Consider the following 20644-nt stretch of genomic DNA (forward strand, 5'->3'; position numbering starts at 1 on the left):
TAAATGAAACAAAAAACTCGCGCTTTTCTAAAGTGGGCAGGCGGAAAATACAGCTTAGTCGAAGAAATTGCCAAACGCTTACCAGAGGCAGACACGCTGATAGAGCCTTTTGTTGGAGCTGGTTCTGTATTTTTAAATACAGACTTTAAGCATTATATTCTTAATGATATCAATGCTGATCTAATCAATCTTTATAATGAATTAAAAAACGAGCCTGATGAGTTTATTAGTGATGCACGTAAGCTTTTTGTCGATTTAAATAATCAGAGTGACGCGTATTACCAGTACAGAGTACAATTTAATGCGTGTCAGGATGCGTATGAACGTGCAATTTTATTTTTATATCTAAATCGACATGGTTACAACGGGTTATGTCGTTATAATCTAAAGGGTATTTTCAATGTGCCTTTTGGAAAATATAAAAAACCGTACTTTCCTGAAAAAGAGCTCTATTTCTTCGCTGAAAAGGCTCAAAAAGCGACGTTCACCTGCAAGAGTTATTCGGATGTGTTTAAGGATATGCCTGATTCATCTGTGGTCTATTGCGACCCTCCTTATGTTCCATTAAGCAAAACGGCTTCATTTACCTCGTATGCAAAAGGTGGGTTTGGTTTGGATGATCAAGCTCAATTAGCTAATTTGGCTGAGCAAAGCGCTTTTAAACTCAATACACCTGTACTTATCTCTAATCATGATACGGTTTGGACAAGAAAAATTTACGCTCAAGCATCACTTGATATGATTCAAGTAAAAAGAACGATCAGCCCCAAAGGTGGCTCTAGAAATAAAGTAGATGAATTAATGGCTTTGTATTGTAAGTAGTTAAGCTAAGATAAGTTGTACTAAAAAATAGAGAGAAAATATAAAAACCGCGAGACTAATAATGCCGACAATAATTAGCTTGGTCGCTGAATGTTCTGTCGCATCTGCTTGGCGCTTTCTTTCGCTTTGCACTCCAAAGGCGGCAGCAGCAATACTCTGTAGTGTTGAAAGCATATTGTTCAACTTAGTTGGTAGGAGTAAACTGCGCTGATGGAGGTGTATCTTGTTCAGAGTGGCTAAGTAACTCTAACAAATCCAAGTAATGAAATTGAGCACTGCGACTATCTCCCTTTAGCCATGCAAACCAACTTTTATTGGACGCATTGTCTAATCGGCATTGTGCTACCGCACGATTATAAGCATATTGATTGGAGTAGTTACTAGAGCAACTGCAATGTGAATTTTGAGAGGTTGGGGTAGTGATCACAGAAAACGTAGTCGCTGAAAATAAAGCGACAGAAGAAGCAACCAACATTCGTTTTGTTCCTTTGACTTTCATAGCTATTCCCCTTTGCATAAAACGTGGTCAAAGCTTAATCAAATAAACAGTAAAAAACAAGCAGAATGATAAATATAATATATGCGAAGATAAATAATATTAATCATTTGTTAAATGTTTGTAAAGGTGAAATTCAAAATAAAATAGTATACATTAGCAACCCCAATATGTAAGAGGTGACCATGTCAAAATTTCTAATTGCACCATCGATTTTATCGGCTGATTTTGCTCGCTTAGGCGAAGATGTCGATGCAGTTTTAGCGGCCGGAGCTGATGTTGTTCACTTTGATGTAATGGATAATCATTACGTGCCTAATTTAACGATAGGTCCAATGGTCTGCCAAGCGCTTCGCGATTACGGGATCACAGCTCCGATAGATGTGCATTTAATGGTTAAACCTGTAGACAGTTTAATTCCGATGTTTGCAAAAGCGGGCGCGAGTATTATCACATTTCACCCAGAAGCGAGTGAGCATATTGACAGGACATTGCAGCTAATTAAAGAGCATGGGTGTCAAGCCGGTTTAGTACTCAACCCTGCAACCCCACTTTCTTGCTTAGAATATGTTATGGATAAACTAGACGTCATTTTATTGATGTCTGTAAACCCAGGTTTTGGCGGGCAAAGTTTTATTCATCAGACCCTTGATAAACTCAAGCAAGTAAAAGCACTCATTAATGCTTCAGGCAGAAATATACGTTTAGAAGTAGATGGTGGCGTGAATGTTGCCAATATAAAAGAAATTGCTGAAGCGGGCGCTGATATGTTTGTTGCGGGCTCTGCTATTTTCAATCAGCCTGATTATAAAGCGGTGATTGATGAAATGAGAGCTGAATTAGCACAAGTCGAATAAAAACACGTATTTCACTTTGCCGATGAGTTACAAAGGATTAAAATCCCAAGTAATTAAGCATACAAGTACGATTTATCATTTTAAAGAGAGAAAAACGAACATGAGTAAACCTGTTGTATTAAGTGGCATTCAGCCAACTGGTGGCATGACTATTGGTAATTATATTGGTGCAATCAACCAATGGCTGACCCTACAACAAGATCATGATTGTTTTTTCATGTTAGTTGATTTACATGCGATCACAGTGCGACAAGAAGCTCAAATGCTTAAGCAGCGTGTATTAGATGGCATTGCGCTTTATAGCGCTTGCGGAATTGACCCTGAAAAATCAGCACTATTTGTTCAGTCTCAAGTACCTGAGCATGCTCAGTTAAGCTGGGTGCTTAACTGTTATGCGCAAATGGGTGAACTTAATCGCATGACGCAATTTAAAGATAAGTCAGCGAAAAATACTAACAACATTAACGTTGGTTTATATAGTTATCCAGTGCTACAAGCCGCAGACATATTACTTTATCAAGCGGATCAAGTTCCTGTTGGCGAAGATCAAAAACAGCATTTAGAGCTAACTCGCGATATAGCAAACCGCTTTAACAATATTTATGGTGATGTGTTTAAAATTCCTGAACCGTATATTCCTGAATTTGGCGCACGAGTGATGAGCTTGCAAGATCCAACCAAGAAAATGTCAAAGTCCGACGACAACCCAAATGGCTATATTATGTTGCTGGATGAGCCGAAAAAAATCGAGAAAAAGCTTAAAAAAGCAGTGACTGATTCAGATGAGCAAGCACGTATCTATTTTGATCCTCAAGAAAAAGCAGGGGTATCAAATTTATTGACCTTGCTTTCTGTGGCAACAAAGCGCCCCATCGAGCAATTAGTCCCAGAATACGAAGGCAAAATGTACGGCCATTTGAAAAAAGATACAGCTGATGCTGTTGTCGCGATGATTGAACCTATCCAAGCTCGTTTTCATGAGATTCGAGATGATCAAACCCGTCTTGATCAAATCATGCGTGCAGGTGCTGAAAAAGCAGGTGAAAGAGCAGAGAAAACATTAAAAGCCGTTTACGATGCGGTTGGTTTTATCCCTCGCCCATAATCACTATCGTTGTTATTAAAGCCAGACAATGTCTGGCTTTTGCTTATCAGAGAATTATTTATGTTGTTAATGATCGATAACTACGATTCATTTACCTACAATTTGGTCCAGTATTTTCAAAGACTCGATCAGCATGTCGTAGTTAAGCGTCATGATGAAATAACAGTGCATGATATTGCCAAGCTTAATCCCGATCATATTGTCATTTCTCCAGGTCCTAAATCACCATCAGAAGCGGGCGTGTCGCTTGATATTGTCGACAAATGCCGTTATGACTATCCAATATTAGGGATTTGCTTAGGACATCAAACCATCGCACAAGCTTTGGGGGCGAAGGTTGTCAGAGCCAAAGAAGTCATGCATGGTAAAACCTCTCTTATTAGGCACACCAATTCAGGGGTGTTTACAGGGCTCGATAATCCACTGACAGTGTGTCGTTATCATTCGTTGGTTGTTGAACCTGATTCATTGCCGGCTGAGCTTGAAGTCACTGCTTGGGTTGATGTTGAACACCAACCAGAAATAATGGGGTTAAAACATAAAACCTTACCTTTAGAGGGAGTGCAATTTCATCCGGAAGCGATTCTCACTCAGTCAGGTTTAGCACTCTTAGCCAACTTTATCCAAGCATATCCATAACCTATTGGCATCTCATGTCGAAGTTGTACTTTAGGTGCTGAGGGTTTGTGGGTAATTCAGCTATTGACTTACAAATATTGGCACCTACGCTAGAATTAAGTAGCAAAATGCTGATTTAGCCCTAAAAATAACCAATTTATTGAAATTAATTGCCGTATATTAATGCAGTATTCATTTCGAGAGGTAAATCTATCTAGGATAGTCCCTGATAGGCTTTTGCTCAGAATGACTCAAATACTTATGCATATTCATTGAAATATTATCTTAACCCTTGAATATAAAGGCTTGTAGCGACTTTTTGTTACAAGACATAAGCTGTTTTTTTTGAAATAATGCTAATCTAAATCTTGTCTTTGACACCAGAGACAGCGTACAGCAAATGATAAAATATCATTTTGTTTATCTAGCTTGTACTCACTTATAGAGGAAATACAATGACTGTAAATCGCGAATTATTTGACGAAGTAATGGTACCTAACTATGCCCCATCAGCGGTGATCCCTGTCCGTGGTGAAGGCTCACGAGTTTGGGATCAAGCCGGTGATGAATATATCGACTTCGCGGGCGGTATTGCGGTTAATTGTTTAGGTCATTGTCACCCTGCACTTGTATCTGCATTAAAAGAGCAAGGTGAAAAGTTATGGCATGTTGCTAATGTAATGGCGAATGAGCCTGCTATTCGTTTAGCAAAGAAATTAGTTGATGCGACTTTCGCTGATAAAGTTTACTTTGCAAACTCGGGCGCTGAAGCGAACGAAGCAGCGTTAAAGCTCGCTCGTCGTTGGGCGCTTGATAATCACGGCGAACAAAAATCGCAAATTATTGCATTCAATCAAGGCTTTCACGGTCGTACTTTCTTTACCGTCACTGTGGGTGGCCAAGCAGCGTATTCAGATGGCTTTGGTCCAAAACCTGGCAATGTTGATCACTGTGCATATAATGATTTAGCGGCATTTGAAGCGCTAATTTCAGACAACACATGTGCTGTGATGTTAGAGCCTCTTCAAGGTGAAGGCGGAATTGTTAGCCCTACAGCTGAGTTTATTCAGGGCGTTCGTGCTTTATGTGATAAGCACAATGCATTACTTATTTTTGATGAAGTGCAAACAGGTGTTGGCCGTACTGGTGAATTATATGCTTACCAAGGATTAGGTGTAACACCTGATATTCTGACAACTGCAAAAGCGTTAGGCGGTGGTTTTCCAATTGGTGCGATGATCACAACAACTGATATTGCAAAGCACCTTAAAGTGGGCACGCATGGCTCAACTTATGGTGGTAATCCATTAGCATGTGCTGTGGCTGAAGCGGCATTTGATACAGTCAATACACCCGAAGTACTTAATGGCGTAAAAGCGAAAGAAGCCTTGTTCCGTGAGTTACTTGAAGAAGTGAATGCTAAATACAATGTATTTAGCGAAATCCGTGGCAAAGGTTTACTGTTAGGCGCCGTTGTTAACGAACAGTACCAAGGTAAAGCCCGAGACTTTATGCTTGCGAGTGTTGCAAATGGTTTAATGGCTTTGGTTGCGGGTGCAAACGTGGTGCGTTTTGCTCCTTCTTTAGTGATTCCTGAAGCCGATATTCGTGAAGGGATGGCACGTTTTGAAAAAGCGGTCGCGTCAGTAGTTAACGCCCAGTAATAATCCTATCTGCGAGCAAGCTTTTCTGGTTTGCTCGCACTTTACCGTCACTTACATACAAGGGAGTAAGCGCCATCATGATGATCGTTCGCCCTATCCGAAAATCAGATTATGCTGAATTGCTAAAAATAGCGGATGAGTCTGGACATGGTTTTACTTCATTACCTGTTAATGAAGAACTACTAACAAAGAAAATTGCTCGTTCAGAAGCTTCATTTGCCAAACAGGTCGCTCAACCAGAAGATGAAGGGTACTTATTTGTACTTGAAGATACTGAAACTGGTTTAGTTGTAGGGACTTCTGCAATCGAAGCTGCTGTCGGTCTAGATGATGCTTTTTACCATTACCATTTAAGCAAAGTGATTCATTCATCGCGTACGCTCAATGTTTATAAAGCAGTCGATATTTTAACTCTGTGTAATGATTACACCGGAGCGACTGAGTTATGTACCCTCTTTTTACGAGATAAATTCCGTAAAGGTGGTAATGGAAAACTATTGTCTAAAATGCGCTTTATGTTTATTAAGGCACATCAGCAACGTTTCGCAGATACTGTATTGGCTGAGATGCGTGGTATTTCAGACGATCAAGGGCGTAGTCCTTTTTGGCAATGGCTCGAAGAGCATTTCTTTTCGATGGACTTTCCAACCGCTGATTATTTGACAGGGATTGGCCAAAAAGTATTTATTGCTGAATTAATGCCAAAGTACCCAATTTACGTCAATTTATTGAGTAAAGATGCACAAGCGGTGATTGGTAAAGTGCATGATAAAACTCGCCCAGCCATCCAGCTGCTGAAAAATGAAGGGTTTACCTTCAATGGTTATGTCGATATTTTCGATGCAGGCCCAACAGTTGAGGCTAAAGTTGATAATATTCGTACAGTTCGTATTGCTCAAAAGCGAACGGTCGTGATAGGCGACAATCAAGGCGGCATGCAAATGATGCTTTCTAATGATGGCTTAGTAGAATTTAGGGCAACGCTTGCTGATATTTCGGTTGAATTTAATACCGATACTGTGGTTATTTCACAGCAAATTGCAGATGCCTTACTCGTTCAAGCGGGCGATACAATTAGTATTGCTGAATTATAAAATTAATGGAGAATTGAGATGTCTCACGCTGCTCAGTTTATTAATGGTCAATGGGTTGAAGGCCAAGGTGAATTATTTAGTTCCCTAAACCCAGCAAAAAATGATGTTATCTGGCAGGCCAGCGCCGCTGATGCCAATCAAGTCGATACAGCAGTAAACGCTGCACGTGAAGCGTTTTACTTATGGACAGATCTTAGCTTTGAAGAGCGTTTAGTCATCGTTAAGCGCTTTGCAGAACAATTAACGCAAAATAAAGAACAATTAGCGCAAGCAATTGCGTTAGAGACAGGTAAGCCGTTATGGGAAACTGCAACAGAAGTTGGAGCGATGATCGGTAAAGTCGCTATCTCTGAAAAAGCTTACTTAGAGCGCACCGGTACAGTCGAAAATCCAATGCCACAAGGCAAAGCGATTATTCGCCATAAAGCGCACGGTGTTGTGGCTATTTTTGGCCCTTATAATTTCCCTGGGCATTTACCTAATGGTCATATAGTGCCTGCATTACTTGCGGGTAACACGGTTGTTTTCAAGCCTTCTGAATTGACTCCAATGGTTGCTGAACTCACATTGAAATTGTGGGAAAAAGCCGGTTTACCAGCAGGCGTTATCAATTTAGTTCAAGGTGAAGTGGAAACGGGTAAAGCATTAGCTGCACATCGTGGCATCGATGGTTTGTTCTTTACTGGTTCTTCACGTACAGGTCATTTAATTCATCAGCAATTTGCGGGTCAGCCAGGCAAAATTTTAGCATTGGAAATGGGTGGGAATAACCCACTAATCGTTAAAGATGTGGCCGATACTAAAGCTGCCGTTCATGACATTATCCAATCTGCATTTATTTCTAGCGGTCAGCGTTGTACATGTGCTCGAAAACTCTTTTTAAGTCAAGATGCGCAAGGTGATGCTATTTTGGCTCAGTTGATGACTGCAACGCAGGCGATCAAAGTGGGTCATTATGATGATGAAGTCCAGCCATTTATGGGATCGATGATTTCAGAAGCAGCGGCGCTTTCGATGGTGAAAGCGCAGCAAGAGCTTGTTGCGCTTGGTGGTAAGGTTTTAGTTGAATTAAAGCATACTGCTGGTACAGGCTTTGTGACGCCAGGCATCATTGATTGTACTGATGTAGTTGATTTCCCAGATGATGAGCATTTTGGACCATTACTAAAAGTATTCCGTTACAGCGACTTTGATGCTGCGATAGCAAAAGGTAATGACACAGATTTTGGTTTATCTGCTGGTCTTTTAAGTGATAATGAAACAGATTATGAGCATTTCCTTCGTCGAATTCGTGCGGGAATTGTGAATTGGAATCGTCCTATCACCGGGGCATCAAGTGCTGCGCCGTTTGGCGGGATAGGGGCGTCAGGTAATCATCGTGCGAGTGCGTTTTACGCCGCGGATTATTGTGCTTACCCGGTCGCTTCGGTTGAGCTTGAGCAGGTTAGTATGCCTGCAACGTTAAGCCCAGGTTTATCGTTATAATCTCCAAAATAAAAAAGCAGCGAAAGCTGCTTTTTTTGTCTCTACTGCTCGCTTGCTCAGTGAATTGGCTAATACAGAACTGTACCTAGTATTTCATTGGGCTTTCTGCTTAAATAACGTTAAGCAAACTATCAAAAGACAGGGTCCATTATGGTTACTAATACGCCGGGTTATGATGAGCTCATCATGTATTTGACGCAGCACTTATCTATTTTTGAGAAGCCAGGCAAGGTAGCTGAAGGTGCGCCGACGGTAATTTCGTTTATTGAAGACGATATTGCTGAGCGAATTATGACTTTTTGCCAGCAACACAAAGGGCTTACGACAGAGCAGCGTAGCCTGATTGTCAGAGAGATTGATGGCATTGTTTATGATTTACAAGAAGTGCTCTCAGGTGTCATTAATCAACCCGTCACCGTTGAACAAAAAGAGTTTATAGATGAGTTTGCAGGGCTAGTTAAAAACTTGTTTGACTCAGCATTTTCGAATGCAGGACAGTAGTTGAGCTTTTTTACCTTGCACTCTGATGGTAAATCCATACACTTTCGCTTGGGCAAATAAACCATAAAAATAACAAGTGGAGAGAGTCATGCAAGCAAGTGTGAAGTGGGTTGAAGGCGATACGTTTATCGGGTTATCAAATTCAGGTCATAATGTGGTCTTTGATACAGGGTCAGATAGCGCAGCGCCGAGCCCAATGGAAATGGTGCTTATGTCGGTAGGCTGTTGTTCATCGGTTGATGTGGTGAGTATCTTGCAAAAGTCTAAGCAAGATGTCAGCAATGTTGAAGTAAAACTCAGCGCTGAACGAGCTCAAACGGCTCCTAAAGTGTTTACAAAAATCAATCTACATTTTGTCGTGACTGGCAAAGATGTCTCTGAAAAACACCTTGCACGTGCGATATCTTTATCGGCTGAGAAGTACTGTTCAGTTGCATTAATGCTTGATAAAACGGTCGAAATTACCCACAGCCATGAGGTAGTCTCTCTCTAGGGGAAAATAAAGCTTTGTGATGAGAGATTATTCGTATAAAATCCGCAATCTTTTTTCATGCTGCTTTGCGCAGATTTACTCAGTCAGATATGAGGGTGGTTTATCGTGAACGAACCATTTACAAAACTTAAACTCCACGGTTTTAACAATTTAACTAAAAGTTTAAGCTTCAGTATTTACGACATTTGTTACGCAAAAACTGAACAACAACGTAAAGAATACATTGAGTATATTGATGAACAATATAATGCCGACCGTCTGACTGATATTTTAGGCGAAGTAGTCGATATTATTGGTGCGAATATTCTAAATGTGGCACGCCAAGATTATGATCCACAAGGTGCAAGTGTCACTATCTTAGTCTCTGAAGAGCCAATAATTAATGATGTCGATCAAGAGGAAACTCCGGGTCCTTTACCTGATTCAGTGGTTGCTCATTTAGATAAAAGCCATATCTGTGTTCACACGTATCCAGAATCTCATCCTCATGATGGTATTTGTACATTCCGTGCCGATATTGAAGTCTCAACCTGTGGTGTTATCTCTCCATTAAAAGCATTGAACTTCTTAATTCATTCTTTAGAGTCTGACATTGTGACGATTGATTATCGTGTCCGTGGGTTTACACGTGATATTGATGGGCAAAAACATTACATTGACCATGCAATCAACTCGATTCAAAACTTTATGACTGAAGATACACAAGATGCGTATCAGATGACTGACGTGAATGTGTACCAAGAAAACTTATTCCATACTAAGATGATGTTAAAAGAGACTGATCTTAATATGTATTTATTTGGTATGACCACTGACGATTTAAGTCAGGAAGAAGAAGACGAAATTCGAGCAAAACTAACGCGTGAAATGCAAGAAATCTTCTACGGACGTAATTTGCCCGATCCGGTTTAATCAGTCTTGATTATAAAAAAGCTGCATGATTGCAGCTTTTTTATATCTGTAAAATATGATTAGATTGGCAGCTGTGTCGGTTGCAGTGAGGCAAGGCCTCGTTTTTTATTAATAATATCTTCAATTAATGGCCGCAGTAAAAGCTCCATAGCTAAGCCCATTTTCCCCCCAGGAACCACCATAGTATTGCGGCGCGACATAAAACTGCCATCAATCATTTGTAAGTAATACGGGAAGTCCACATCCTCAATGCCTCGAAAGCGAATGACCACAAAACTTTCATCTAAGGAGGGGATATCTTTGGCACTGAATGGGTTGGAGGTATCAACAGTTGGTACACGCTGAAAGTTAATATGAGTACGTGAAAACTGCGGCGTAATGTGATTGATGTAGTCATCCATACTGCGCACGATAGACCCCATTACGGCCTCTCGAGAGTGACCACGCTCGTTGGTGTCGCGGATCAGTTTTTGGATCCATTCAAGGTTGATAATTGGCACCATACCAATGAGTAAATCGACGTGTTTAGCAACATCATGATTTTCATCTACAGCTGCACCGTGAAGACCTTCATAAAAAAGAATTTCTGTATTGGCATCTAAATCCTGCCAAGGAGTAAATGTGCCAGGTAATTGATTGTAGGGCACGGCTTCATCAAATGTGTGTAAATAGCGGCGGGTTTTGCCTTCTCCGCTTGTTGAATAAGTAGAAAACAATTCTTCAAGAGCGCCAAAGTCGTTTGCTTCTGGACCAAAATAGCTGATATGGCGTCCATCTTGCTGCGCTTCTCTGATTTTTTTATCCATTTCTGGTCGGGTATAACGATGAAAACTATCACCTTCAACAAAGGCGGCTTCAATATTCAAGCTACGAAAAATATGCTTGATTGCATTGGTCGTAGTAGTTGTTCCTGCACCTGATGAGCCGGTGATGGCAATGATAGGATGTTTAGCTGACATAGTAGCACCAATTTATTTGATACCACGTTTATAAAGCTATGGACTCATCAGGTCAAGAGGGGGAGCGTGAGATGTTGGGTAAACGTAACCCAACATACAGCACTCAAACTGATGGTTCAGGTGGTAGAATGTGACAAATCATCCCATCCCGATAAGCTTGATTATTTTTTTACGTACTTGGTTAAAATAACAATGCGCTGACCTTCAACACGTCCTTCGATGTGCTCAGGATTGCTGGTGAGACCTATATTTCGTACCGCAGTGCCACGTTTTGCAACTAGGCTACTTCCTTTTACATCTAAATCTTTAATGAGCGTCACAGTATCACCGGCTTGTAAAGTGACACCATTACTGTCTACATGCTTGATGTTATCAGACTCAGCAACTACTTTTTCAGCCCATGCTCTGGTGTCATCTTCTAGATAAAGCATATCAAGTAAATCTTTAGCCCAGCCTTCGCTGGTTAAACGGCTAAGCATGCGCCATGCCATCACTTGAACCGCAGGGGTTTGACTCCACATGCTGTCGTTGAGGCAGTGCCAATGGTTTATGGTTAGGTCAGTTGTTTTTTCTATCTGATCTTTACACACTTTACAGGTGTAGATGCATTTGTCTGAATGCGCTTCGGCAACAGGGGGGACTTCATACACAGAGAGGTCGTGTGTTGATCCACAAAGTTCACATTTATTGTCACTACGTTCTATTAAAGCTTTCTCAATGCTCATGGGGATGCGTTCCTGTATATATCAAAGGCGACATTATACTCATGGATTGTTCTAGTGCGAGCCACTTAACCTTATTCACAGATAAAAAGTAGGGTTTTATTTTTCAGAAGTGCTCTGTGGGGTGTTGGAATAGGCCATAATTTGTAAGTACCGCTGCACGATAACGTCGAGCGTGCCCTTTTCAATCAAGTTGTTAAGGGCTTTATTGAGCTGAGGCAATAAATGCTGATGTTCATCTCTTAAACGAATATGCACATATCCTTGTGAATGGATCGGTCCTAATTGAATCGGAATATTTAACTTCTGTGACCAAAATAAAGCGGGCAAGTCACCCGAAATCCCGACGTCGATACGCTCTTTATACAAGGCTTGAATGATCTCTTTTTCAGAAATTAGATCAAAGCGAAAAAAAGTGTCGTCATCATGGTAAAAATAGCCCCGCACTGTCCCCACAGTCTGACCTAAAATAGACTTGTTGTTGGTAAAAAATTGCTCCTTTTGAGGGAGGTAAATTAAATGCTCTGTCATTTTCAATAATGGATCAGACAAGACAAACCCTTTAGGGATTTTATGGTTTTTAAACCAACTCGGGCTGATAATATCAAAATCAAGCTCACCTCTTGCCAGCGCCAGTTGGGTGCGCGCGGGAGGAAGAACAATCGACTCGCCTTGAATATTGGCTTCTTTTAATACCAGGTGAATAAACTCAGGGAAAATTCCCGGGAAATCTGGGTCATTATTGTAATAAGGAATGAGACCATTCGAGGCGCTAAGGTCATACTTAAGGCGCACGTCAGGAGCAGCTAATACACTGACGTTTATCAACAATAAAAGAAATACCAGCCTATGTAATGTGAACATATCGTTTCCGAAAGGTGTCTTATTATAAGAGTGACCTACAATGCCGATAAACTCAAAAAATAGAGTGGATTTTCTATTTATAGTGTAACTCTCTGTGAAATTTTGTTCTGTATAGACTAGAGTTAACACTGACATTGGGCAGAGTCTTTTTTCTGTTGTTATTGATTTATTGAGATGAGATATGGAAAACCCCTTAACCGAACACTCCCCTGCTATTGATCAACAATTTATCGCAAGACAAGCCATTTTTAGTGCTGATAGGCAAACATATGCTTATGAGTTGCTGTACCGAGATTCAGCATCTAATTTCTTTCCTAGCCATTTGACAGATGATCAAGCAACAGGCCGAATGTTTTTTGATGCATTACTGCTACACGGCATTGATAAACTGACCAATAACCACAGGGCATTCATTAATTTATCTACATCAGGATTAATCTTAGAGCTGCCACATTTAGTTTCTCCTAAACAAGCGGTGATCGAAATTGTCGAGCGCACGGATGAAGTTGAGAAGGTGTGTGGTTATGTCGAACAAATGCGTAACAAAGGCTATATATTTGCACTTGATGATTATGATGGCGATAAGAAATGGCAGCCATTACTGAGCCAAGTCAATTATATTAAACTCGAAGTTGAAGTGCCGCTAATGCGCACGTTACTTCAAGTGAAGAGGCTTAAGCGCGAATACCCACATGCAAAAATAGTGGTTGAGCGTATCGAGGATTATCAAACGTTTACTGAACTTGTCAACGTTGGGGTTGATTTATATCAGGGCTACTTTTTTGCAAAGCCTGAAATGATGAACCTAAAAAATATTACACCTTTGAAACTCGTCGTCATCGATTTGATGAAATTAGTACTGCGAGACAGTCTCGATTTTTCAGAGGTTCAGAGTAAAGTTGCCAAAGACATCAGTTTGTCAGCACGCGTTTTGAAAATGGCCAATGGCGCATGTAAAAGCGCTAAATCTTCGATTAGTTCCTTATCCCAAGCGATTATCTATTTAGGTGAAGATTTAATTCGCCAATTTATCACTGTGCTGGCATTAAGTGAGTTAGGGCAAGACAAACCTTCAGAGTTAACTAAGTTGGGATTAACTCGCGCACGGTTCATTGCTGATATGTTAGAAGAGCATGGTGATGAAGTCATGAGTACAGGGTATTTAGTCGGGCTTGTTTCAGTGCTTGATGCAATTTTGGATAAGTCCATAGCTGAAATCTGCGAAGAGTTTTTGCTCAGTGAAGAATGTAGATCTGCATTGTCAGATCACAATGGCCCTATTGGAAAAATGCTGATGCTAGCTAAAGCAATTGAAGTAGATGATCATGAATTAATGATTGCAGCGTTTTTACCGCAAAAGCCCAGCTTTCGACATATAGGTAAAACGTATGTCTCGGCACTTTTGTATGCAGATGACACCTTGTCATTTATTAGCTGAAATTAAGTCTGCCTAAGAAGAACTGAATGATTAAGAGCGAGCCTTTAATCATTCAGTTCTACATGCAAATTAGCGCATTGTAACAAACTCTTCAGAGCCAGTCGGGTGGATAGCAACAACAGCATCAAAATCGGCTTTGGTCGCGCCCATCTTCATTGCGACCGCAAAGCCTTGGATCATTTCATCAACCGCAAAACCAATACCATGCAAGCCAACAATTTTTTCATTTTTACCTTGGCAAACCAGCTTCATTTTACAAGGCTGACGATGTTGAGTTACAGCTGTGTACATCGCGGCAAAGCTCGAAGTATAAACTTTGATGTCTGCTTCACCGTATTGTGCAATGGCTTCTTGCTCTGTTAAGCCAATGGTACCAATTGGTGGATGGCTAAAGACAACCGTAGGGATTAAGCTGTAATCCATTTTGGCATCAGGCATTTCGGGGTTAAATAACCGCTCAGAGAGCAAGCGACCAGCTTTAACTGCGACAGGTGTTAACTCGACGCCACCTTCAATGATGTCACCCACAGCGTAGACGTTTTTAGCTGATGTTTGTTGGTATTCGTCGACTTTGACATAACCGTGCTCATTAAGCTCAACACCTGCTGCGGCGATATTAATGGCATCGGTTGCTGGGTGGCGACCAATTGCCCAAATGACTTGATCAACTGTATGTGTTTCGCCGCTTTCAAGGTGCAATGTGACACTGCCGTCAGACTCTTTGGTGAGTTTGCTTGGTGTCGCATGAGTATGTAATGTCGGCCCTTCAGCCGCCATGACTTCCGTTAAGGTATCGACAATCAACGGATCAAAACTGCGCAGTGGTGCATGTTTACGAACAAATAAATGCGTTTCTGTCCCTAGGCCATGTAAAACACCAGCTAATTCAACCGCAATATAACCCGCTCCGATTACCGCCACACGCTTAGGCTGTTCGGTTAATTCAAAAAAGCCATTCGAATCAATGCCATACTCAGCGCCAGGAATGTTAGGAATACTCGGGCGGCCACCTACGGCGACTAAAATGTGATCCGCTGTGTAGTGCTCACCGTTTACTTCTATGGTTTTGTTATCAACAAATTTAGCAAAGCCGTTGATCACCGTGACACCATTGCTGGCGAGATATTTATCATAACCTTGATGGATACGGCCAATATAAGCTTGGCGACTTTCGATGAGTTTGGACCAATTAAAGTCTTTTATTTCAACGTCGAAGCCATAATCAGGTGCGTAAAGTTTAATCGCCTCAGCGACTTGTGCGCCATGCCACATAACTTTTTTAGGAACGCAGCCTACATTCACACAGGTTCCACCCATGTGTTGTGCTTCAATTAGGGCGACTTTTGCGCCACGCATGGCGGCTCTGTTGGCAGAAGCGATACCACCGCTTCCGCCACCAATAGCAATATAATCAAAATGTTGTGCCATTTTGTATCCTTAACCGTTGAATGTTATTCGCGTTAGCATAACATTAAGTAATTAAAAGAAAGAATAAATAAGGTGACCCATGTTTAGTGAAAAAACATTCACATTTCTCACACAGCTAGAGCAAAACAATAACCGAGATTGGTTCAACCAACGTAAAGATCAGTATGAACAGTACGTCAGAGAGCCTGCATTGGATTTCATACGGCAGATGCAAGCTCCGTTGGCCGACATGTCGAGTCATTTAGTCGCATCCGATAAAAAAGTCGGCGGGAGCTTAATGCGTATTCACCGCGATGCACGTTTTAGTAAAGATAAGACTCCTTACAAAATAAATGTAGGAATCCAATTTCGCCACTTTATGGGCAAAGATGTTCATGCACCGGGGCTTTATTTTCATTTATCTAATCAGCAATGTTTTGTTGGAGCAGGGATTTGGCGACCAGAATCCAAAGCATTGAACAAAATACGCCACTGTATTGATGAAAACCCAAATAGTTATAAAAAAGCAATTTACAGCCCTGACTTTCAATCTTTTTATAGCTTATCTGGCGAGTCTTTAAAGCGTCCACCTCGTGGTTTTGATAAAGAACATCCCTTATTAGATGAACTCAAGCGCAAAGATTTTATTGCTATTAGTCCACTGACGGCCAAGCAAGTATGCTCTAACGAGTTGATTGATCTTGCTGTTGAACGCTATAAAAAAGCCATCCCTTTAATGGGCTACTTGTGTTTTGCTTTAGAGCAGCCGTTTTAACAGAGTTGATTTTTTTTCTTTAGCCCCAACGTATTGATTAATGCACGTTAACGCAAAGAGACTATTTATGAGTAATCCACTGATCAACCTTGAGGGTTTACCCCCGTTTTCACACATTAAACCAGAACATATTGTTCCCGCATTAAAGCAAGGGATAGAAAAGTGCCGTACCACGATTGATGACGTGTTAAAAAACGACACTTATACATGGGACAATTTTATTACTCCTTTAGAAGAAGTGGATGATCAATTATCACGTTTATGGTCACCTGTTTCGCACATGCATTCTGTGGTCAATAGCCCAGAGCTGCGCGAACAATATGATTTATGTTTACCGCTGATTTCAGAATACTCGACCTTTGTGGGTCAACATCAAGGTCTCTATCAGGCTTACCAAGCAATTTTTGATTCAGCCGAGTTTGCTTCCCTCACCACTGAGCAGCAAAAAGTGATCAACAATGCGTTGAGAGATTTTAAGCTATCAGGTATTTCGTTATCTGCAGACAAACAAAAACGTTATGGCGAAATCAGTAGCCGTTTATCTGAGCTTGCAGCCAAATTTGGCAACAATGTGATGGATGCCACACAAGCATGGCAAAAACATATCACTGATGAAAGCTTGTTAAGTGGCTTACCTGAGTCAGCACTCGCATTAGCGGCGCACACAGCGCAAAGTAAAGAGCTTTCAGGATGGGTGTTTACTTTGGATTTTCCGTCATATTTACCCGTTATGACCTATGCCGATAACCGAGAACTCAGAAAAGAAACCTATGTGGCGTTTGCAACGCGGGCTTCAGAGCAAGGCCCCAACGCCAATGAATTTGATAATTCAGCCATTATGGATGAATTACTTGCGCTACGTCATGAGCTGGCACTGTTACTTGATTTTGCACATTACGGTGAGCTCTCTTTGGCAACCAAAATGGCGCAAAATACTCAGCAAGTATTCGACTTTTTAGATAACCTCGCTGAGCGCTCAAAACCACAAGCAGAGCAAGAGTTAGCCGAAGTACTGACATTTGCCAAAGAGACTGCAGGCTTAGATTCTCTCGAAGCATGGGATTTAGGTTATTTTAGTGAAAAGCTAAAACAGCAAAAATATGCCATTTCTGATGAAGTGCTTCGTCCATATTTTCCAGAAAATCGCGTCTTAAGTGGCTTGTTTGCCACCGTAAAACGTTTATTTGGTATTGATGTGACCGAAGTCAAAGACACAGATACTTGGCACCCTGATGTACGCTTTTTTGAAATTTCAGATGAACAAGGTCAGCATCGCGGTTCATTTTATCTTGATTTATATGCCCGCGATAACAAACGCGGTGGTGCATGGATGGATGATTGTATTGGCCGAAAAATCCGCGCAAATGGTCAATTACAAAACCCTGTCGCCTATTTAGTGTGTAATTTTAATAAACCTGTCGGTGATAAGCCTGCGTTATTTACCCACAATGAAGTCACCACGTTATTCCATGAGTTTGGTCATGGTATCCATCATATGCTAACGCAAGTCAGTGCCGGTGCAGTATCTGGTATTAATGGTGTAGCTTGGGATGCGGTTGAGTTGCCAAGTCAGTTCCTCGAAAATTGGTGTTATGAAGAAGAAGCGCTGGCGTTTATTTCTGGTCATTACGAAACTAATGAACCACTGCCTAAAGAGTTGCTCGACAAATTACTGGCAGCGAAAAACTACCAATCAGCGATGCAAATGTTGCGTCAGATTGAGTTTTCATTATTTGATTTCCATATTCATGCTGATTTCACACCTAATAAGCAAGGTCATATTCAGCAGGTGTTGAATGATGTTCGTAAGCGCGTTGCTGTATTTAAAGCGCCAGAGTTTAACCGATTCCAACATGGTTTTAGCCACATCTTTGCTGGTGGTTATAGCGCAGGGTATTATTCGTATAAATGGGCTGAAGTGTTATCTGCCGATGCGTTTTCTCGTTTTGAAGAAGAGGGGGTCTTTAATCCTCAAACCGGACGTGATTTTATGCATGCTATCTTAGAAATGGGTGGTTCAAAAGAACCAATGGAGCTGTTTAAAGCGTTTAGAGGGCGAGAGCCGCAAATTGACGCCTTACTTCGCCATAGCGGCATCGCAGCATAAAATGCAGACCAAACAAAAAGCGCCATTTTGGCGCTTTTTGTTTTTTAGCTGAACCCTTTGGGATGCGTTTGTTGTTGATTGTTACTGTATTATCGGTTTTTTGAATAACGACACCATACAGCTTCAGCCTTGATTAAATGAACAATAATTCGCTGTAAAAAACCATCTGGCAAAATCAACACGCCCTAATCATTGATTTGATATAAAAATTTTTCAAATATCCCGTTGCGTACTATGCTTTTTAGACAAATATAATGCCAAGCCATTTTTACAAAAAGGAAGTGCTAGTATGTCTAAGCTGGTTCTCGCGATTGATGATGACAAGTTTATTCGAAACTTAGTCGAACAAACGTTATCCGACTATTGTGAGGTGATTCAGGCCGAAAATGGCGAGCAGGGGATCCGCGCGGCGATCCGGCATAATCCAGATATTATTTTGCTGGACGTTGAAATGCCCGGGATGACAGGTTATGAGGTTTGCCAACAACTAAAAAAAGACGCTTCAACAAATGAAATACCCGTGATGTTCTTATCGGGTCGTGGCGCCCTTGAAGATCGAGTGCGTGGGTATAATTCAGGGGCTGATGACTACATAGTCAAGCCTTTTGCAAAAGATGAACTCTTGGCCCGAATTGAAGTGCTCTATCAGTACCGCCAGCAATCAACTCAATTAAAAAATCATATCGCTCGAGCCGAATCTACGGCTGAAATGGCCCTGACAGATTTTAGTGATATGGGACGTGTGATGCGTTATGTGGGGCAAACGTACAATGCCCACTCTTTAGAGCGTTTAAGTGACCATTTTTTTGAGTTTTTTAATCCACTTAATTTAAATGTTGTCGTTGCGTATTGGTACAAAGAAGGTGCAGCGTTTTTCAGTAATCACGATGCAGTGTGTCCGCTTGAGCAAGAGTTATTGGAAAAGTGCCAAGAGGGCGATCGATTTATCGATTTTGGCACACGCACGATAGTAAATTATCCAAAAGTATCCCTGTTAGTTAAAAATATGCCACTTGCTGATGCCGCCACGTATGGCCGCTATAAGGATTTATTTCCACACGTACTCGAAGCAACCAACGCCAAGGTTATGTCGATGGAAATTAACGAATTAATCATGGCTCAGGCCAATGAAATCACCGAAACATTTAATCTTGTTGATACCACTTTACGCACGCAAGTTGAAGAAATCTACGCGCACGGTCAAGTGTCTGTTGATATGGTCAAAGCCTTATACAGTAATTTTATTAATACTATCCCAGCGCTTGACCTTGAAGATGAGCAAGAAGAGTACGTGTTAAATTCCGTTGAGCACACAGTTAAAGAGTTACAAGCGCATTTAGAGTTGACTCAGCAAATGCGCTCGTCTTTCAATGATGTTATCGAGTATATGGAGCATATTATGGCGCAACGTGCACAAATGCTTGAGCAGTTTTCTCAATTGCATCAAGAAGAAACCGTAAACGAAGTCACCTCTCAAATCGACATCGAATTATTTTAATCAGTTACAGCAGTTTTATTTTGCTTTGGGTATAATGCACGAGTCTATTTTTATGAGAACCGTGCCTTGATTATTCATAGCCCTTTTGCAGAACTTCGTGATTATCTAGCTAAAATCGAGCAGCAATTCAATCTAGCGGCTTGGCACAATCCTAATAATCTCTTCCAGCTTCACTACGATGAACTTGGCTTGAGCCTTCATAAGACAGACGAAAAAAAACTCGGTGCGATCCGGGTGGACTTTGTGACTGGTGCAGCGGCACATCGTCGTAAATTTGGTGGTGGGAAAGGACAAGCCATTGCCAAAGCCGTCGGATTAAACAAAGGTGTGACACCCACAGTACTGGACGGTACAGCAGGGCTTGGCCGTGATGCTTTTGTATTGGCTGCGCTAGGCTGTAAAGTTATTTTGCATGAGCGTAACCCTGTGGTCGCCGCCTTGCTATACGATGGTTTACAGCGGGCTTATCAAGATGCTGAAATTGGCGCTTGGATGAAAGAAAATATGCGCATGGAGTTTGGCAGCAGTCATCAGCTACTTCCTCGCTCCACTGATGATATTGACGTTGTGTATCTTGATCCTATGTACCCACACAGAGATAAATCTGCGTTAGTAAAAAAAGAAATGCGGGTTTTTCAAGATCTAGTGGGTCAAGATTTAGATGCAGATGGATTGCTACCGGACGCGCTAGCATTGGCCAACAAACGGGTTGTGGTGAAACGCCCCGATTATGCGCCCGATTTAAATCACCAAAAACCATCAATGGTGATAGCCACCAAGAAAAACCGTTTTGATGTTTATATCAAAGCCGCGATGAAAAACTAACA

Annotated in this window: 21 protein-coding genes; 15 read left to right on the forward strand and 6 right to left on the reverse strand. The window is 41.3% G+C overall.

Annotation, left to right across the window (positions count from 1 at the left end; all coding sequences use genetic code 11):
• Positions 1 to 3: 3 nt before the first annotated feature.
• Positions 4 to 822 carry a Dam family site-specific DNA-(adenine-N6)-methyltransferase gene (locus tag PULV_RS13185; protein WP_086744744.1) on the forward strand — a complete coding sequence of 273 codons (819 nt, stop codon included), beginning with the start codon at positions 4 to 6 and terminating at the stop codon, positions 820 to 822.
• Here PULV_RS13185 and PULV_RS13190 read toward each other — a convergent pair whose 3' ends face one another.
• Together PULV_RS13190 and PULV_RS13195 are read right to left on the reverse strand one after the other, a co-directional pair.
• The gene (locus PULV_RS13190) at positions 823 to 996 is read right to left on the reverse strand and encodes a DUF2970 domain-containing protein (RefSeq protein ID WP_086744743.1); all 174 of its coding nucleotides are present in this window, start codon (positions 994 to 996) and stop codon (positions 823 to 825) included.
• A 10-nt stretch (positions 997 to 1006) separates the two neighbouring features.
• Positions 1007 to 1321 (reverse strand): hypothetical protein, encoded by a 315-nt coding sequence (locus PULV_RS13195; protein WP_086744742.1) that lies wholly within the window; start codon positions 1319 to 1321, stop codon positions 1007 to 1009.
• A gap of 182 nt (positions 1322 to 1503) precedes the next feature.
• On the opposite strand from PULV_RS13195, the gene rpe reads away from it, so the two are divergent.
• From rpe to speD, 9 genes are all read left to right on the forward strand, one after another.
• Positions 1504 to 2175, forward strand: coding sequence for a ribulose-phosphate 3-epimerase (gene rpe, locus PULV_RS13200; protein WP_086744741.1), 672 nt, complete (start codon positions 1504 to 1506; stop codon positions 2173 to 2175).
• A gap of 100 nt (positions 2176 to 2275) precedes the next feature.
• A complete protein-coding gene (gene trpS / locus PULV_RS13205; protein WP_086744740.1) occupies positions 2276 to 3280 on the forward strand; it encodes a tryptophan--tRNA ligase in 1005 nt (334 codons plus the stop codon).
• A 60-nt stretch (positions 3281 to 3340) separates the two neighbouring features.
• Positions 3341 to 3919 carry an anthranilate synthase component II gene (locus PULV_RS13210; protein WP_086744739.1) on the forward strand — a complete coding sequence of 193 codons (579 nt, stop codon included), beginning with the start codon at positions 3341 to 3343 and terminating at the stop codon, positions 3917 to 3919.
• A 434-nt stretch (positions 3920 to 4353) separates the two neighbouring features.
• The gene (locus PULV_RS13215; protein ID WP_086744738.1) at positions 4354 to 5562 is read left to right on the forward strand and encodes an aspartate aminotransferase family protein; all 1209 of its coding nucleotides are present in this window, start codon (positions 4354 to 4356) and stop codon (positions 5560 to 5562) included.
• Between the two features lie 77 nt (positions 5563 to 5639).
• Positions 5640 to 6656 (forward strand): arginine N-succinyltransferase, encoded by a 1017-nt coding sequence (astA, locus tag PULV_RS13220; RefSeq protein WP_086744737.1) that lies wholly within the window; start codon positions 5640 to 5642, stop codon positions 6654 to 6656.
• 18 nt (positions 6657 to 6674) lie between these two features.
• Positions 6675 to 8141, forward strand: coding sequence for a succinylglutamate-semialdehyde dehydrogenase (gene astD / locus PULV_RS13225; protein ID WP_086744736.1), 1467 nt, complete (start codon positions 6675 to 6677; stop codon positions 8139 to 8141).
• A gap of 150 nt (positions 8142 to 8291) precedes the next feature.
• Positions 8292 to 8642: a DUF3802 family protein gene (locus PULV_RS13230; RefSeq protein WP_086744735.1), complete on the forward strand. Its 351-nt coding sequence runs from the start codon at positions 8292 to 8294 to the stop codon at positions 8640 to 8642.
• 88 nt (positions 8643 to 8730) lie between these two features.
• On the forward strand, positions 8731 to 9135 hold the full coding sequence (locus tag PULV_RS13235) for an OsmC family protein (protein ID WP_086744734.1): 405 nt from the start codon (positions 8731 to 8733) through the stop codon (positions 9133 to 9135).
• A gap of 105 nt (positions 9136 to 9240) precedes the next feature.
• The gene (gene speD, locus PULV_RS13240) at positions 9241 to 10047 is read left to right on the forward strand and encodes an adenosylmethionine decarboxylase (protein WP_086744733.1); all 807 of its coding nucleotides are present in this window, start codon (positions 9241 to 9243) and stop codon (positions 10045 to 10047) included.
• A gap of 59 nt (positions 10048 to 10106) precedes the next feature.
• Here speD and PULV_RS13245 read toward each other — a convergent pair whose 3' ends face one another.
• From PULV_RS13245 to PULV_RS13255, 3 genes are all read right to left on the reverse strand, one after another.
• The gene (locus PULV_RS13245; RefSeq protein ID WP_086744732.1) at positions 10107 to 11006 is read right to left on the reverse strand and encodes a phosphoribulokinase; all 900 of its coding nucleotides are present in this window, start codon (positions 11004 to 11006) and stop codon (positions 10107 to 10109) included.
• Between the two features lie 161 nt (positions 11007 to 11167).
• Complete coding sequence (locus PULV_RS13250) at positions 11168 to 11731, reverse strand: PhnA domain-containing protein (protein ID WP_086744731.1); 564 nt, start codon at positions 11729 to 11731, stop codon at positions 11168 to 11170.
• Between the two features lie 96 nt (positions 11732 to 11827).
• The gene (locus PULV_RS13255; RefSeq protein WP_086744730.1) at positions 11828 to 12727 is read right to left on the reverse strand and encodes a substrate-binding periplasmic protein; all 900 of its coding nucleotides are present in this window, start codon (positions 12725 to 12727) and stop codon (positions 11828 to 11830) included.
• Positions 12728 to 12773: 46 nt separating this feature from the next.
• On the opposite strand from PULV_RS13255, the gene PULV_RS13260 reads away from it, so the two are divergent.
• On the forward strand, positions 12774 to 14030 hold the full coding sequence (locus PULV_RS13260) for an EAL and HDOD domain-containing protein (protein ID WP_193331955.1): 1257 nt from the start codon (positions 12774 to 12776) through the stop codon (positions 14028 to 14030).
• A gap of 69 nt (positions 14031 to 14099) precedes the next feature.
• Here PULV_RS13260 and gorA read toward each other — a convergent pair whose 3' ends face one another.
• Positions 14100 to 15458, reverse strand: a complete 1359-nt coding sequence (gene gorA / locus PULV_RS13265) for a glutathione-disulfide reductase (RefSeq protein ID WP_086744728.1) — start codon at positions 15456 to 15458, stop codon at positions 14100 to 14102.
• A gap of 79 nt (positions 15459 to 15537) precedes the next feature.
• Between gorA and PULV_RS13270 the strand changes: the two genes are divergently transcribed.
• The 4 genes from PULV_RS13270 (at position 15538) to PULV_RS13285 (ending at position 20642) form a co-directional block, all read left to right on the forward strand.
• Positions 15538 to 16212 carry a DUF2461 domain-containing protein gene (locus tag PULV_RS13270; RefSeq protein WP_193331956.1) on the forward strand — a complete coding sequence of 225 codons (675 nt, stop codon included), beginning with the start codon at positions 15538 to 15540 and terminating at the stop codon, positions 16210 to 16212.
• Positions 16213 to 16279: 67 nt separating this feature from the next.
• Entirely contained in the window at positions 16280 to 18319 is a 2040-nt protein-coding gene (gene prlC / locus PULV_RS13275; protein ID WP_086744726.1) for an oligopeptidase A, read from the forward strand.
• 289 nt (positions 18320 to 18608) lie between these two features.
• On the forward strand, positions 18609 to 19817 hold the full coding sequence (locus PULV_RS13280) for a response regulator (protein WP_086744725.1): 1209 nt from the start codon (positions 18609 to 18611) through the stop codon (positions 19815 to 19817).
• Between the two features lie 66 nt (positions 19818 to 19883).
• Entirely contained in the window at positions 19884 to 20642 is a 759-nt protein-coding gene (locus tag PULV_RS13285; protein WP_086744724.1) for a class I SAM-dependent methyltransferase, read from the forward strand.
• Positions 20643 to 20644: the final 2 nt, after the last annotated feature.

Source organism: Pseudoalteromonas ulvae UL12 (assembly GCF_014925405.1).
Lineage (GTDB): Bacteria > Pseudomonadota > Gammaproteobacteria > Enterobacterales > Alteromonadaceae > Pseudoalteromonas > Pseudoalteromonas ulvae.